This window comes from Kordiimonas aquimaris, from assembly GCF_025574485.1.
Taxonomy (GTDB): domain Bacteria; phylum Pseudomonadota; class Alphaproteobacteria; order Sphingomonadales; family Kordiimonadaceae; genus Kordiimonas; species Kordiimonas aquimaris.
Genome location: NZ_JAOBPO010000001.1, coordinates 112468 through 127189, shown reverse-complemented (window position 1 = coordinate 127189; position 14722 = coordinate 112468). Strand labels below are relative to the sequence as shown.

The 14722-nt window shown below is 46.7% G+C and carries 14 protein-coding genes; 4 read left to right on the top strand and 10 right to left on the bottom strand.

Annotation, left to right across the window (positions count from 1 at the left end; all coding sequences use genetic code 11):
- Positions 1–211: 211 nt before the first annotated feature.
- From OEU88_RS00540 to OEU88_RS00520, 5 genes are all read right to left on the bottom strand, one after another.
- Positions 212–1087, bottom strand: coding sequence for an alpha/beta hydrolase (locus OEU88_RS00540; protein ID WP_262693144.1), 876 nt, complete (start codon positions 1085–1087; stop codon positions 212–214).
- 115 nt (positions 1088–1202) lie between these two features.
- Complete coding sequence (locus OEU88_RS00535; protein WP_262693143.1) at positions 1203–2057, bottom strand: universal stress protein; 855 nt, start codon at positions 2055–2057, stop codon at positions 1203–1205.
- Between the two features lie 40 nt (positions 2058–2097).
- Positions 2098–3579 (bottom strand): SulP family inorganic anion transporter, encoded by a 1482-nt coding sequence (locus tag OEU88_RS00530; protein WP_262693142.1) that lies wholly within the window; start codon positions 3577–3579, stop codon positions 2098–2100.
- A 214-nt stretch (positions 3580–3793) separates the two neighbouring features.
- Positions 3794–4663, bottom strand: a complete 870-nt coding sequence (locus OEU88_RS00525; protein ID WP_262693141.1) for an NAD(P)-dependent oxidoreductase — start codon at positions 4661–4663, stop codon at positions 3794–3796.
- Positions 4664–4673: 10 nt separating this feature from the next.
- Positions 4674–5105: a nuclear transport factor 2 family protein gene (locus OEU88_RS00520; protein WP_262693140.1), complete on the bottom strand. Its 432-nt coding sequence runs from the start codon at positions 5103–5105 to the stop codon at positions 4674–4676.
- A 149-nt stretch (positions 5106–5254) separates the two neighbouring features.
- On the opposite strand from OEU88_RS00520, the gene OEU88_RS00515 reads away from it, so the two are divergent.
- Entirely contained in the window at positions 5255–6130 is an 876-nt protein-coding gene (locus OEU88_RS00515) for a LysR family transcriptional regulator (RefSeq protein ID WP_262693139.1), read from the top strand.
- Here the strand turns inward: OEU88_RS00515 and OEU88_RS00510 are convergent, their stop codons facing one another.
- Positions 6131–7387: a serine hydrolase domain-containing protein gene (locus OEU88_RS00510; RefSeq protein ID WP_262693138.1), complete on the bottom strand. Its 1257-nt coding sequence runs from the start codon at positions 7385–7387 to the stop codon at positions 6131–6133.
- A 72-nt stretch (positions 7388–7459) separates the two neighbouring features.
- Positions 7460–9946 carry an ABC transporter permease gene (locus tag OEU88_RS00505; protein ID WP_262693137.1) on the bottom strand — a complete coding sequence of 829 codons (2487 nt, stop codon included), beginning with the start codon at positions 9944–9946 and terminating at the stop codon, positions 7460–7462.
- A gap of 263 nt (positions 9947–10209) precedes the next feature.
- On the opposite strand from OEU88_RS00505, the gene OEU88_RS00500 reads away from it, so the two are divergent.
- A complete protein-coding gene (locus OEU88_RS00500; protein WP_262693136.1) occupies positions 10210–11259 on the top strand; it encodes a M14 family metallopeptidase in 1050 nt (349 codons plus the stop codon).
- 1 nt (position 11260) lies between these two features.
- Entirely contained in the window at positions 11261–12139 is an 879-nt protein-coding gene (locus OEU88_RS00495; protein ID WP_262693135.1) for an energy transducer TonB, read from the top strand.
- Here OEU88_RS00495 and OEU88_RS00490 read toward each other — a convergent pair.
- Entirely contained in the window at positions 12136–12933 is a 798-nt protein-coding gene (locus OEU88_RS00490) for a GNAT family N-acetyltransferase (protein WP_262693134.1), read from the bottom strand. The genes OEU88_RS00495 and OEU88_RS00490 overlap by 4 nt on opposite strands.
- Positions 12930–13487, bottom strand: coding sequence for a TetR/AcrR family transcriptional regulator (locus OEU88_RS00485; protein WP_262693132.1), 558 nt, complete (start codon positions 13485–13487; stop codon positions 12930–12932). The genes OEU88_RS00490 and OEU88_RS00485 overlap by 4 nt, the downstream gene beginning before the upstream one ends.
- Positions 13488–13656: 169 nt before the next feature.
- Between OEU88_RS00485 and OEU88_RS00480 the strand changes: the two genes are divergently transcribed.
- Positions 13657–14199 (top strand): Cif family virulence factor, encoded by a 543-nt coding sequence (locus tag OEU88_RS00480; RefSeq protein ID WP_262693131.1) that lies wholly within the window; start codon positions 13657–13659, stop codon positions 14197–14199.
- A 43-nt stretch (positions 14200–14242) separates the two neighbouring features.
- On the opposite strand, the gene OEU88_RS00475 is transcribed toward OEU88_RS00480, so the two are convergent.
- Positions 14243–14704, bottom strand: a complete 462-nt coding sequence (locus OEU88_RS00475) for a YybH family protein (protein WP_262693130.1) — start codon at positions 14702–14704, stop codon at positions 14243–14245.
- Positions 14705–14722: the final 18 nt, after the last annotated feature.

Below are 14722 nucleotides of genomic sequence, written 5' to 3'. Positions count from 1 at the left end.
TAAACCTTAATGTTTGTTTAATTATGAAAACTATAACCCTTATTTGCAACCATTAACCAAGAGTTGCAAATTGTGGGCTGAACACGGGATGAAATTCTGAAAACGCTATCCAGATAGCTTGTTTATACACCCTGATAATGTGAGTAAATCACATAGGGTCCCACGGCATGAGTGCATAAAGAACCGTATTCTATAGAGGTCTAGGGAGGTATTAAGGTGTTGTGTCGTTGGTGTGCTCAGAAAACATCCATTTTAATCCATTACGAAAAGAGCCAGTAACAGCAGAAAAGTGATTTTCGCCTTCGAGGGTCTTGGTGTTGAATATCCACGGTTTAGTGCTTTTTGCCTGCCAAGCGTTAACCCATATATTTGCGGGTACCTTGAACCGTTCCTCGTCGTTCTCGGCCAGCGAGACAAACAACATACTGTTGCTGCTTTCTTCTACCGGGGTGAAGTTGAGAAAAAATGGAAGATTCCGGTGCAATGCCGGATTACTGGCAATATGCCCCCAAAACAGATCAGGCTTGGTTAAGGCTGTGTACAAAACAAACTGACCGCCAAGTGATTGGCCAAAGATAATACGCCGCGCAGTATCAATCCGGTATTTCTCTTCCATTTTTGGTAAAAGCTCTGTCGTCAGGAAGGTTTGGAATTTGGGCGCGCCGCCCCAATAACGTCGTTCTGGGGACGCAGCTGTATAATCTGTGCTACGGAAGTTACCGCCTTCAAGAGTGTTGGAGCCATATGAGATGCCTATCACGATCATGTTGGGCACATCCCCTGCGAAAGACAAATAGTTATAATACCCGCCAAGAATGGGGAATGTTGCGCCGCCATCCAACAGGTAAACAACTGGGTATTTTGCCTCTGTTTCGTGGTAGCCAGCCGGCAACCTGATATAAACATGGAAATCACGCCCAAGCGTTTCAGAAGAAACTTGGTCATACTCAGGCTGATTAAGCCCGTGCATAAAAGTGATAGGTGCGCCGTCTGTATCTTGCGCGCTTGAAGGCAGCGTTGTTGCACCAAGGATAATAGGCAACGTCAAAAAGCGAAAGAAAAAGCTGATTAATACGCGCGGTGACATGATCTGTTCTTCCCAGAATTATACAATGTTATAGTGTATCAACTGGGGCGCTGCATGAAAAGCTTAACTAAACCAATTTTATACCTGCGGTTCTGTTTACAGTGGCGGACAGATGTCACCTGAATAGCAAAACAGGCGTTTTTGATCGTTCAATTTGTGCCATGGTTGTGCTGCCAAATATCATGCGGCGAATGGCAGAATGACCGTAAGCGCCCATTACAAGTAAGTTGATATTATTGTCTGCAATGTAGCTGGAAACGGCATCATCAATACTGTGAGCATTTTTGAGTGTAGCGGTTACGTCGAAGCCGGCTGTAATCAATTTAGCTTTCGCATTTGATAGTGCGGTTTTTGCTGCTTCTGTCTCAGTAGCGACGGTTAACAGGTGGCATGTAGCGCCTTGCAGCAGTTTATTTTTGCAAACATACGCCAGCGCTTTATTGCTGTTTGCACTGTTGTCATAAGCAATGAGAAACTGATCAACAGGTTTGGTGCTTTTAGTTGCAATCAGAAGCGGTTTGCTAACGGCGCGCGTTACGCGTTCAAGGTTTGAGCCCAGATGTCCTGACTTAGTGGCAGTTTCGCCGCGCTTACCGATAACAATTAACTCAACATCTGTTTCCAATTCAGCAACAGTGTCTGCCAATGTACCGCGCCGGTGTACAATGTCTGGTGTTTCTCGGTGTAATTCTGTGAATAATGCGCTTGCTTGCTCAAACATAAGCTGACCTTTTTTCTGGTCAAGTTTGGCGCGTTCCGCATCTAACTGTACCAATGTATCCATCAGGTCTGTTTTTGCACCCAGACCAATTTGGCCGCTCAGGTCATCGTGTGATGCATGGTCGGCATGCGCAGGAACCACGTGCAGTAATATCGCCTTTTTACCTGTTTGTTTGGCGGCCCAAGCGCTGAGTTTACATACGCTTGGCATATGCGCTGATCCGTCTATACACGCAAGGATGGTTGTCATGGCTTTTCCTTTAATTCAAATCCGTCTATGCCGCGGCATTTTAATGGTCAGTTACCAGATCAACAGCGCCCGGTTTGTCGTATATACCTAAACGATCAACGATGGTTGCGCTGGCTTCATTAAGACCGAGAATGTTGACATCGGCTCCTTCGCGTCGAAACTTAAGTACGACTTTATCAAGTGCCCCAACCGCAGACAAATCCCAGAAATGTGCTTGCGTCAGGTCAATTGTTACCGTTTCAACCACTTCTTTAAAGTCAAATGCATTGCTGAACTGTGATGCAGACGCAAAAAATACTTGGCCAGTTATCTGGTATGTGCGGGTGTTGCTGTTTGTATCCAGCTCAGATTTAACGTGCAAAAAGTGTGCTACCTTACGGGCAAAGAACAAGGCGCTCATAAGGACACCGACAAACACACCTTGTGCCAAGTCATGCGTGACAACAACGACAGCAACCGTTGCAATCATCACGAGGCTGGAAGATTTAGGGTGTGTTCTCAAACTTGTCACGGACGTCCAGCTAAATGTGCCGATAGATACCATAATCATTACGGCGACGAGCGCAGCCATTGGAATTTGTTGGACCCATTCGCTCAGAACAAGAATGAGAAACAACAAGAAGCTACCGGCAAAGAAAGTTGAAAGCCTGCCGCGTCCGCCGGATTTCACGTTAATGATCGATTGCCCAATCATGGCGCAGCCTGCCATACCGCCAAAGAAGCCCGCTATGATGTTGGCAATGCCTTGGCCTTTACATTCTCTGTTTTTGTCGCTTGGTGTATCTGTCAGGTCATCTACAATAACGGCGGTCATTAGCGACTCTAGCAAGCCAACAGCCATCAACGTCACGGAATACGGAAAGATGATGGCAAGTGTTTCAAATGTTAACGGAATGTCCGGGATCAAAAACAACGGCAATGTGTCTGGCAAATCTCCCATGTTACCAACAGTGCGTATATCAAGGCCCACATACATGCTGAATACAGTTAATACGACAATAGCTACCAGCGGCGATGGTACTGCTTTTGTCACATAAGGAAACAGGTAAATAATGGCCAGACCCGCAGCAACCATTGCGTACATTTGCCAGCCAGCGCCAACAAACTCGGGCAACTGTGCCATGAATATCAATATGGCAAGCGCGTTCACGAAACCGGTCATAACGGATTTTGAGACAAATCGCAGCAAAGCGCCCAGCTTTAGATAACCTGCAATAATTTGTAAAACGCCAGTTAATACACTCGCTGCCAGCAAGTATTGTAAGCCATGGTCTTTAACTAGTGTCACCATCACCAGTGCCATCGCCCCTGTAGCAGCAGAGATCATACCAGGTCTGCCACCGACAACTGCAATCACAACTGCAATACAGAAAGACGCATAAAGCCCGACTTTTGGATCAACACCTGCAATGATCGAGAATGCGATTGCTTCAGGTATTAAGGCCAGTGCAACCACCATACCGGCGAGAAGATCACTACGCACGTTGCCAAACCATTCGGTTTGCAGTTGAGATAAAGACATGACGTACCTTGTTCTTTGTACTTATTGGCCGCATACGGTGCGACGCTATGGTTATGGAAAGAGTAAACCCCGCATCATGGGCGGGGTTTTAAGGAATAATCAGTGTGCTAGCACATAACACATATGATTGCTTTCCAGAATGGGCTTGCGCGGTCTATATGCCTGAAGAGCGGTTGGTTCAAGTGATTTTGTCAAAGTAAGCAGCAAGGATTGATTACTTGCGTAAACTGTGGCGCGCAAAATAACTCCAGTCTGAGGTGCTGTTGCCTTGTGTTATTGCCTGCTCAAAGTGTTCAAGAATGCCGGTGAGCAAATGAAGGTTTGAATTGTCTTCATTTGCGCCGCGGAAATATGTCATGTCTTTGTGCGCTAGATGAGTTTGAAACAGAGCTTCAGTTTCATCAGGGTTTAAAATTGCCGTGCCAAACATTTCCATGACAGGGCTTCCTGCTGGCCCGCTCATGAGAATATCGAGTAGCGTTTTTGGTTTGAGGCCTTGAGCTTCGATTGCTGTGAATGCCTCGGATAGTCCGGCAATAACCGTTGCAATATAGTAATTGACTGCGAGCTTATATGCTGCAGCAGTTTTAGGTTCATTGCCTAAGTAGGCTGTGTTGGCTCCAATTTTTCGCAGTAGTGGTATCAAAGTTTGAGCCGTTTTCTGATCTCCGGCTACCATAAAGCCTGCCTTGCCTGCGCGAATAATGTCTGGGCGCCCCATCACTGGGCAGTTGATGAATGTAATGCCAGCATTGCGTGCTATCGCAGTTGCTTCATGAACGGCATCAGGTGAAGCTGTTGTCATTGAAATGTGAACTTTGCCTGCCGTATTATTTTCGCTTAGGATCTTAGTGATATCTTGCATTGCTGCGTCATCGCTTAAGCAGGAAAATATCCAGTCCGATTTTTGCATAAGCTCATCAATGTTTTCTGCAGCGAATGCGCCTTTTTTCTCGATAGCGTCACATTTTTTACGCGTACGGTTCCAAACAGATAAAGCTCCAACCTCAACGAGTATCATCTCTGCCAAAGCTTCACCGAGCATACCCATGCCAATAAACCCGATAAGAGGATAATTTGTCATTGCACCCTCTCTATTCTTGTTGACCAAAGAGGCTGATTAACTTTTCTTCAGGAATGTTGGCTCCGTCCAGACTGCGCGCAAGTTTGTCATATATTTTCCATTTACCGCCCACTTTATACAGCGAGAGATAGTCAAGAAACACGCCGTTATTCTTCATGGTCACGTTCGCCAGGCGGCCTTCCTGAATAGATATGTTCAAAAACTCAACAATGTGATTAGGGCTAAGCGGTAGCGGAGACCATATTTTCTCCCATACATCCACGATTGCCATTACATAAACTTTTTCGTCTTTTGGCGTGCCGGTAATAAGCTTCATTTGGGCTTTAGGCACATCAAATGCACGTTTAATGCGGTCCCAATCTTTGCTGGCAACGCCGTATGCATAATCAAGCGCAGCATTAATAATCATCTGAAAGTCGTCGGTGTTGTTTTGCGTGGCCATTGTAACCTCTATGCCTTCTTTTCCCAGGAGTGTGGCGCATATTTTCTCCTTAAATGATGATTGTTGGCAGGCCTGGTTTGCATGCATGGTTTTTCATTTTTGAAAAACCATGCATTGAGGCGTTTCGCCTCTGGCGATATGCTGGTTGCATGATGAGCACGATAAACTGGGACCATTTACGTATTTTTCGTACGCTTGCAGATGCAGGTAGCTTACTGTCTGCATCTGAAGACTTGGGCATTAGTCCTCCGACCATATCGCGGCAGATGGCACGGTTGGAGCAAACCGTAAATGCACGTCTTTTCGACCGTAGCCCTAAGGGTTATTCCTTGACCAATGAAGGTGAAGGGTTGCGCGAGCTTGTTGAAAAGCTTGATGAGCCGATACAGGCAATTGAACGTTTTACGCGCACCCTTGATGTTCAAGCAGCAGGTACTGTTCGGTTGGCGACAGGCTTTTGGTTTTCCCGCTTCATTATGGAGCGATTACCTTCGTTTTATGCCGAGCACCCTGATATCGATATTTCTTTTATCACGTCTCACGCACTCAGTGATTTGAGCCGCGGTGATGCAGATATTTCGATCAGAAACACACGCCCAACATCAGGTGATCTTGTGCTGCGAAAATTGTTGGATGCGTCCTTCGCGGTTTACGGAACAGCAGATTATACCGCACATAATCCTGATGCTTATTCAGAGCAGCGGTTTGTTAAGTGTGATTGGATCGGCGGTGCTGAGGCACTTGAAAATCTGGCATCATTTCGCTGGTTGCATGCGCGGCTTGAAATTCCGCCTGTTCTGAAATGTTCGCAAACCTTTCAGCTTTTGGATGCAGTTAAATCAGGTGTTGGCCTTGCTGTTTTGCCTATGTTTGTGGGGGATGCTGAAGAAAACCTGATTTGTGTTTCAGAGCCAATTTACCTTGAACAAAGCGAGATATGGCTTGTTGTTCATGAAGATATGCGCCGCGCACCAGCTGTGCGAGCCGTTATCGACTGGCTTGTCCCACTTATGAGGTCAATATGATTAACGGGTAGGCAGGTTTGAAAGCGAAAGCGCGCGGGCGATGCGCGTAAGGTCATGACTTTCACCAGATGTACCCGAAGTACCAAAGAACGCCACAACCAGATCACGTGCGGGGTCAATATATATGCCCTGACCAGAATAGCCGCCTTTGAATGCGCTGCCGTCAGTCCAGATCATATCCCATTGCCATGCTGCGTGTGTGGGTGTGTCATTTCGAAAAATGCGCGCATGCCGCGCGGTTTGCTCAGTATTAAAACGAATACCGTTTGCGCTCTGTAAGTCATTTAAATGACCAGTACCAACAACACCGATTGTGGCTGGAGCAGTGAAAGCTTGTCCAAATCTTGCTATGTCGCGCAACCTTGCTGACAGACCTGAATGCGCCAGAGCTTTACCGGTTTTGCTGATCATCATCATGCCATCAGCTTCGGCACCAATTTTGTCCCATAGAAGGTTTTGCAAGGCTTTCGAGAGCGGCAGGCCCGTTACATTTTCTATTATTAGGCCGGTGACATACGTGTTCGGTGAAACATATTCATATACAGTGTTTGGATCGCGGTGCAGTGTCATAGAACGCAAGTGCTCAAGCGTCGTAGTCGGGGTGTTATGCGGCGCCGTTAGATCAAGGCTTTCTTCATACCGGTATATGCATGTACCTGTGTTTTGGTAACCGTCTGCATCACGGCAATCAATGCCTGAAGCCATGTTAACAATATCACGAACGCTTATCCCTTGCCACGCGCTACCGCTAAGTTCTGGTACATAAACCTCCACAGGTTTACTGACATCAACACGGCCTTGATGCTCCAGGGCTGCAAGTGCGGTGGAAATATATACCTTGGTCACGGACCAGCCTATATGGCGGTCATAGTTGTTCATACGAGGATAGGCTTCGTAAACAATTTTGCCGTGTGAGAGCACAACAACGCCGTCCACAAATGGATTGTTTTGTACATGCTGATCCAGCGTTTCTTTTTCGCTAACACGAAAGCCTGTAACATTTGAACTGAATGCTTTTTCGAGAGGTCTTTCAGACTTTGTTCGGGCAATGGTTGCGTGGTTGTAAAATGCAGGAAAGTTTTTCCAAACATAGTGACTAACCGGGCCGCCATCATCAAAGTTCTCTATGGTATGGGCACTGTATATACGGCGCTGGTGCTCTAGCGCGGTTTCATTGTCCTGTTGGGCAGCCACTTGCACAGCAAGGGTGCCAACTGTTGCAAGTGCTACAGTAATAATTCGAAACGTACCCATCATTAGTCCCTCCCGTGCGAATCCGGGAATGGTACCATGCATGATATAGATGGCGAGGGTTTTGTATTGCGCTTGTTATTCATGCCTTAAGGCAAAAACCGGATTGATGCGTGCAATGCGAATGGCGTGGCTTGCTACTGTTAGTGACGCAATCAATAACACAGTGCCGCCTGCGCTGATGAATATTTGTGGGAGCAAGTCAATTCTATATGCAAATTGTTGCAGCCAGTTTTGAACGACAAAACCAGCAAGCGGCCATGCAATGATACTAGCGATCAGGACCGGTTTGGAGAATTGCCAAACAAACAGTTGAACAATGTCTCTTATCGTTGCACCAAGCACCTTGCGTATACCAACTTCTTTTGTCCGGCGTTCAACGTTGAATGCCGCAAGGCCAAATATACCCAAAAATGCAATCACGATAGCAAGCGCGGCAAACACACTGAATACATGGGTCAAGCGGTCTTCAAGTGCGTATTGATCCGACAAATCATCGCGAAGGAATGTTTTAAGAACAGGAACGCCCGGAATGTAATTTTGCCAAAGTGCATCCAGCTGCTGGATTGTTTCAGTTGTATAGTCTGTTTCCAGTTTAACGGCGATCGTATTCAAAAACACACTGGCGTCTACAAACAGCATTGGCACCATTTCACTGTGAATGGTTTGAAAATGAGCATTGTCGGCAACCCCGATTACCTGAACGAGAACAGTATCTCTCAGATAATCTTTCATTCTGTATGTTGCCCCAATCGCTTGTGGTGGGTTTGTAAAGCCAAGTGCTTTAGCGGCCATGGCATTTATAATGATAGAGGCAGGTGCATCGGTGTTGAGCACGGCACCGTCTTGTGCTTCGCTTAGAGTGTCAGCTTGGCGTCCGGCTTCGAAACTGCGCCCCGCAAGCATTGTGATATCAAGGGTGCGATCAAAATCCACACTGGCAGCAACGGCTTGAACGGTTACTGCTTCTAAAGGCGTATTTGCCAAATCTGCACTTGTTTGATTTGGTATGTCAGTAACTTGAAGGCTGACATTGTTTTGAGATCCTCTACCTGGCATTTGTGCCATTCTACCTGCATAAGCTACGCCCGGTACGCGGCGAAAGTTAGCAGTTAAGGCTTTTTGTGTTTCCGCGTCCTGCGCACCGGACAGGCCCCAATAAGATACGATATTGTCAGCAGTGAAGCCTAAATCGGCTGTCATTGCATAGCGTGTTTGCAAATAAAAATGCCCTGCCGTGATCATCAAGACAATCGAGACAATGTACTGGATCATGATGAGGCCAAGGCGGAAATGGGCGGTTTCAGGCGGTGCTGAACGCCCACCGGAAAAAGCGGTTGAAAGTGTTCGGGAAGATAGCCGTATCGCAGGGTATATAGCCGCAAGTATGCCTGTGACTATGCTGGCGATTGCTGCAATTATCAGAAAGTCAGCTTCAAGAGTAATATTGTTGAAACCTGTAATGCCTATCCAGTTGAATGCAAGAGAGGCGAGGCTTTCGATCAAAGTAAGGGATACCAAGAATGCGATGCCTACCAGAAAAAGTGCTTCAGCAAGCTGTCGCCATATAAGTTGGCCTCGGCTTGCGCCGACCAGTTTGCGGAGGCTTATTTCCTTTTCTCGTAATGTTGCGTTTGCAGACGAAAGATTGATGAAATTAATACCAGCCATGGTCAGTATCAGAACAGCGATACCGATGAAGCCATACACAAGCGCGGCACTGCCGGCAGGTTTTATCGGGTTTTCACCGCGTTGGTGTAAATGAATATCAGGCAAAGGCAGAAATGAAAGCGCCATCACCTCGCTGGGTTTAAAATCGCGCCAGCTTTCCGGTGAGAAGAAGGCATTGTTATCGAGAAACTCTGGAGAAGATGATGCTACAGATTCGATGTTGGTGCCGCTCCTGAGTTGAAAATAGCTGTATAGCCGTGCTGATGTCCAGTCGATAAAGTCACTATCGAGCGTACCGGGTCCGTTGAATAGTAGCACTTCAAAGTCCATGTGCGTGCGACCAGAGAAAGGTTGCAACACGCCGGAAATCGGATAGTCCTGTTCACCCACCGTAATGGTTTTACCAAGTGCTGTTTGGTCGCGGAAATACTTTTCAGCTATAGCCTGTGTGATAACGACAGCAGCACCGTTCTTAAGTGCTGTATCAGCGCTACCTTCCGCGAATGGCAGGGCTAGTACGTCAAAAAAGGTTTCTTCAATAATGAATGCTGGCTCGGAAAACTGTATGTCCTGAATTTTTATTGGAGCGACACCAGCATAAAAGCGTGTGGTGTCCTCGATCTCGGCGAAGTTTTTTTCAAGGGCTGGTATTAACTCTCTGGGCGAGCGAGCAAGTTGTTTGGGTGCGCGTCCTGGCGGTGCGTATGACGTCTCGATAGTATAAATACGTTCCGCATTTGGTATCCATGTATCATACCCGATTTCTGCTCTGACAAAGAGGATGATGAAAAACGCTGCGGTCAGGCCAACCGTTAAGCCGCCAATATTGATGATGCTGAAAAGTTTGTTGCGAAGAAAAAGCCTGATCGCCACTGTCAGATAACTGCCAAACATATCACTACCTCTTTTGTTCCTGCGGATAACAAAGCAAACTGCAGGCCAAACTATGCGAGATAAAACATTGTTTTATTATAGTATGTTAGGAGGAGTTGTTGCAGTGGAATGCTACGGACATTAGGTTCATATCTTTAAAATGTACGATATCGGACACTAAAATTTCATCGCGTAACATACCCACAAAAAATATTTCGGATGTCGGTGGCATATGAGGTTAAGCTGAATATGGTAGGGTTAACGAATAACGTGGGGCAAAATACATGAACTCTCTTTATAGGATGATAGCTATCGCGGCGCTGGTGCTCGGCGCTTTGCAGGCAAATGCACAAATAGAAGTGGGCGGGTTAAAGGCTGTAGCAGGTGAACGTGTTACAGGGTTCATCGATATCACTGATAACGGCGACGGTGGCAGTCGTGTTCCAGTGTCTATTATTCAAGGTCGCTCAAACGGACCAACGCTTGCATTAGTTGCAGGTACACACGGTTATGAATATGCACCGGTTATTGGATTGCAAAAGGCGGCACGGCTTATTGATCCTGCAATGCTAAGTGGTACGGTTATAATCGTGCATGTGGCAAATATGCCTTCGTTCCTCGGGCGTACAATATATTACAGCCCGGTAGACGGTGAGAACATGAACCGTGTTTATCCCGGTAAAGCAGACGGTACGGTAAGTGAACGCATTGCACATGCCATAACCACGCAAGTAATAGAGCAAGCCGATTATCTGGTGGATATGCATAGCGGAGATGGAAATGAGGATTTGCGGCCGTATATCTACATGCCTGTTACAGGTAATGCTGAGATGGATGCCAAGATTAAAGGCATGGCTTTGGCGTTTGGCCTTGATCATATCGTGATTGATCGTAGGGAAAACCTGCCTGCTGACGCTTCGCGCTTCACTGACATGACAGGATTAACACGTGGTATTCCATCAATGACGACAGAAGCGGGCCGTGTTGGCTCTACAGCGCCAGAACTAGTGCGCAAAAATGCGGAAGGTGTCATGAACTTGCTGCGCCACCTGAAAATGCTGCCAGGCAATGAAAAGCCGCCGCAGCCAACGGTCTGGCTCGGTGACTTTACAGTGATTACTAGCCCGGCAGACGGCATATTTGCCGCGCGTGTCAAGGGCGGCTACACGGTTGCCAAAGACGGTGTGCTCGGCGAACTGGTTGATTATTTTGGTGAGCCGATTGCCACCATCCGTGCGCCTTATGCGGGTATGGTGAACTATGTCATTGCAACGCCGCCAATGCGGAAAGGTGAGCCTGTTGCAATGGTTAGTAAAATAGTCGAAGGGGAATAAAGTGCATTGGGGGCAGATTAATGCTTTGATGATGGTTGTTGTTTTTGTGCAGCCAGTCACGGCACAAGAAGGTGCGGATATACAGAACCCATTTTGGCAGAATGAGTACTGTGTTAACCCAACAGCACCCTATGCGGCTAAATTAAATCCGACAGCGGGTAAGGTGTCTGTCCTTTTTGATATTACCGCTGATGGCAGGCCCGAGAACATTCGTATTGTTAGCGCATCAGCTGAAGAAGGTGGTGAGCGCGTTGCGAATGCATTAGCGAGAAGTGCAGCCAGAGCGCTCAAGAAGTGGGAATATTTCGCTTATATCCAAAATAGCGTTGAATCACCACGTTTCGATGTGCCTCTGACGTTTAACTATGTCGATCATGATACAGATGTCAGTGACCTGACAGACGATGAGCGCTGCACGACAAGTATGATGCCTGAGCCGCCATCTCACGCCGGTGACCCTACCGATGCCTTCGTTAATCTGGCACAGTGTATGGCACCCAATATGCCGTTGAAGGCTGATCGGGAAAATGTATCAGGCCAAGTGACGTTGACATTTGATGTGAATGCAAAAGGGCGATTGAAGAACGTTACGTTGGCACCTAATGAGGAAGAAAGTAGTTTTTCCGCGGAAGCTAAACGCGCTTTAAAGCAGTGGCGATATCGGCCTTTCTTGAAAGCAGGTAAGTCAATTGAGAGGAAAAGCCTTTCAGTAAGTTTTGAATTTGGGGGTGCTACTGAAGAGATTGAGCTGGGCAGCTGTAATCACGCACCATTTGGTACTAGTCGAAAACTGAATGCTGTAAGCAAATCTCAGCAATGTAGAATATCGTTTAGTTATGACGGTGTGCCAGAGCCAAGCAAGGAATGTATTCGAGACTAAAAGGTGATATCCAGTACACGGTGATATGCGATAAACCCGGCTTTTGTGATTGCCTTTTGTGCGGCAATATTCTCTCGTTCTGTTGAGCAGATCGGTGCCAAACCATTCTCGCGTGCTAAACGTCTAAGCTGTAAGAGAATATTGGTTGCAATGCCGTTACCGCGTTGTTGCGGTGAAACAACCATGCCAACATCAGCAATGGGTTTTTGGCTTGTGCTTTTCCGCAGCTCACCAGCAGCGACCATTTCATTGCCTTGCCACAAACCATATAGCTGCTCCTGTGCAATATGCTCGCTGTAGTAACCTGTCAGCCATTCTTCATTTGCACCTATCGCCTCAACAGCGAACGCGACAGCAATTTCAAGCTCGCCTTTAGCCACAAGCCTGAACTCGCTACCCTCAGGGAATTTAGCATCTGGCAAATGAGATGTTTCATCGGTGTAATACATCAATGCATTTACGGTCGTTCTGCTTTGATGGTCCAAACATAATGAAAGATACGCGGGTTCCACCGTGCTTGCAAAAGCGCCAGTGATCTTAAATTCAGTTATGATACGCTGAAATATCTCAGGTGCATTGGGTGCGGCGGGCAAATGAAACTGCATTAGTTTCTTTTCGCTGTTTACAACAAAATAGCCTGCGGTTTTCTCGTCTATGTGTACAGTGTAGTGGTCAGCCATATCGGCGAATGTTTCCCACATGCCGTCCAGCGGTGCGGTTATGTCTTGCAAATATTCTCGTTTGAGACTTTGCAAATCACCGGCGTTAGTTTTTTTGAATTGGTATGCGGTCACGGGTGAGGGTCCTTATAACTCTGGAACATTTGCTCGAGCATTTCGTCTAGGGGGAAATCTTTGAATACGGCAAGGTATTGGAGTGCCGTGCCGTCAAGCTCGGCAATAAAACGCCGTGCCAACATGTGTGGGTTTGCAGCATTAGTGCGCTCAAACATGGCCTCGGTTGCCGAAAGTAGATGTGAAACACGCTTTTGTAGGTGTGTGTCGATGATGGCTTTTAAATCAGGTTGAACAATTAGACTAAGTTGAAAAGCAAAGAAGCTTTTATGAGTTTTTAATGCTTGCCCGTATTCGTGAAGGAAGGCGCGCAGCGTGTCTTCGTAAGGCTGAGAAGATGACATTGTATCTGCAATAACAAACATACCTGCACTGGCATGTTCGATGATGGCCAGCAATAAAGCGTCTTTGCTGCTGTAGTAGTTGTACATCAGGCCTTTTGAAACGCCGGCGGCCTTGGCGATTTGGCTTGTTGACGTATTGTGGTAGCCATTTTTTGCAAACAGCTCCATTGCAGCATTGAGTATTTTATCTTTTCCGAGTTGGGGGCGCATGAATGACTACAATATTTATTAATGACTGACCGGTTAGTCAATTAAGAAATACCAACTTCGTTAGCACGAGTCAACAGCCTGAAATGAGACAAATGTTTGCCTCGTGAGCACTTGCGGGCTTATGTTGTTTTGGATGAAATATTACTTCTTTAAACTAGGGGGCGAAAATATGATAAAATCAGCTTTGAAACTGGCTGCGATTGGCCTGGCATTGACGATGTCTTTTGTGCCTTTGTCTGCACAAAGTAAAACAGCTGGAACAATGGCGGCTGATCCTGCTGATGTTGCCACGGTTGATAGTATTGTGGCTGCTGTTTATGCGTCAATCTCTGGTCCCAAGGGACAGCGCCGTGACTGGGATCGTTTCCGATCGCTTTTCTTTAAAGATGCGCGCCTCATTCCAAGCGGCGCGAACACACCAGCAGGTGCAACATCCCTTACTGTGGATGCATACATAAAACGTGCAGATCAGTTCTTCTTTGATAATGGTTTCTTTGAACGCGAAATTGGCCGCGCACAACATGCTTATGGTAATATTGTTCAGGTTTTCAGTACGTACGACTCCAAGAGAACACTTGAAGATGCGGAGCCTTTTGCCCGTGGTATTAACAGCATTCAATTGCTGAAGCATAGTGATCGCTGGTGGGTTATGAATATATTCTGGCAAGGCGAAACACCGGATTATCCTATCCCGCAAGAATATTTAAATTAGGAGCGCGTTGCGTCAATCTTGATGAAGGCCAGGGCTTGCGGTTTCAGCAGTCCTTGCCTTCGCAGGCAAGTGTCACAAACAGTTCGTTATGTATTTTCCACGTGCCATTCACTTTTCGCCACGCCGCAGTGTAACGTCCGCGGTATGTTGTATCGGGTGTTTGCCCACCAACCCATGTGCCATTTTCCATCGCAAGAGGCAAAGCATTGCTGACATAAATGTCCATTGGTGTGCGCGTGTATTTGACCGCCGGAAAATCACTGAATAACGTTCTGATTGACTTGGTTTCTGCTTCCAAACTAAGCGATTTTACACTGCTGCCATATGTGATGATGTAATCATCGTCAAAGAAGCTAACAAACTTATCAGCATCATGTTTTGCCATTGCCACATTAGAGGCTGCGCGCAGTTCTCTGATCGCCTCGTCATCTTGAATGTCTTCATTAGCATATGTTGTTGAAGCAGCCATAAATGCCACTGCAGAAAAAAGCATGGTGAGACGCATATCAGGTTCCTAAAAATA

Excerpts from the sequence above, each read along its gene's own strand:
- OEU88_RS00520 (WP_262693140.1), bottom strand. The coding sequence starts at position 5,105 with ATGGCCACGCAAAACAACACCGACGACTTTCAGATGATTATTAATGCT.
- OEU88_RS00525 (WP_262693141.1), bottom strand. The coding sequence starts at position 4,663 with ATGACAAATTATCCTCTTATCGGGTTTATTGGCATGGGTATGCTCGGT.
- OEU88_RS00480 (WP_262693131.1), top strand. The coding sequence starts at position 13,657 with ATGATAAAATCAGCTTTGAAACTGGCTGCGATTGGCCTGGCATTGACG.
- OEU88_RS00485 (WP_262693132.1), bottom strand. The coding sequence starts at position 13,487 with ATGCGCCCCCAACTCGGAAAAGATAAAATACTCAATGCTGCAATGGAG.
- OEU88_RS00505 (WP_262693137.1), bottom strand. The coding sequence starts at position 9,946 with ATGTTTGGCAGTTATCTGACAGTGGCGATCAGGCTTTTTCTTCGCAAC.
- OEU88_RS00500 (WP_262693136.1), top strand. The coding sequence starts at position 10,210 with ATGAACTCTCTTTATAGGATGATAGCTATCGCGGCGCTGGTGCTCGGC.
- OEU88_RS00510 (WP_262693138.1), bottom strand. The coding sequence starts at position 7,387 with ATGATGGGTACGTTTCGAATTATTACTGTAGCACTTGCAACAGTTGGC.
- OEU88_RS00515 (WP_262693139.1), top strand. The coding sequence starts at position 5,255 with ATGATGAGCACGATAAACTGGGACCATTTACGTATTTTTCGTACGCTT.
- OEU88_RS00535 (WP_262693143.1), bottom strand. The coding sequence starts at position 2,057 with ATGACAACCATCCTTGCGTGTATAGACGGATCAGCGCATATGCCAAGC.
- OEU88_RS00530 (WP_262693142.1), bottom strand. The coding sequence starts at position 3,579 with ATGTCTTTATCTCAACTGCAAACCGAATGGTTTGGCAACGTGCGTAGT.
- OEU88_RS00475 (WP_262693130.1), bottom strand. The coding sequence starts at position 14,704 with ATGCGTCTCACCATGCTTTTTTCTGCAGTGGCATTTATGGCTGCTTCA.
- OEU88_RS00540 (WP_262693144.1), bottom strand. The coding sequence starts at position 1,087 with ATGTCACCGCGCGTATTAATCAGCTTTTTCTTTCGCTTTTTGACGTTG.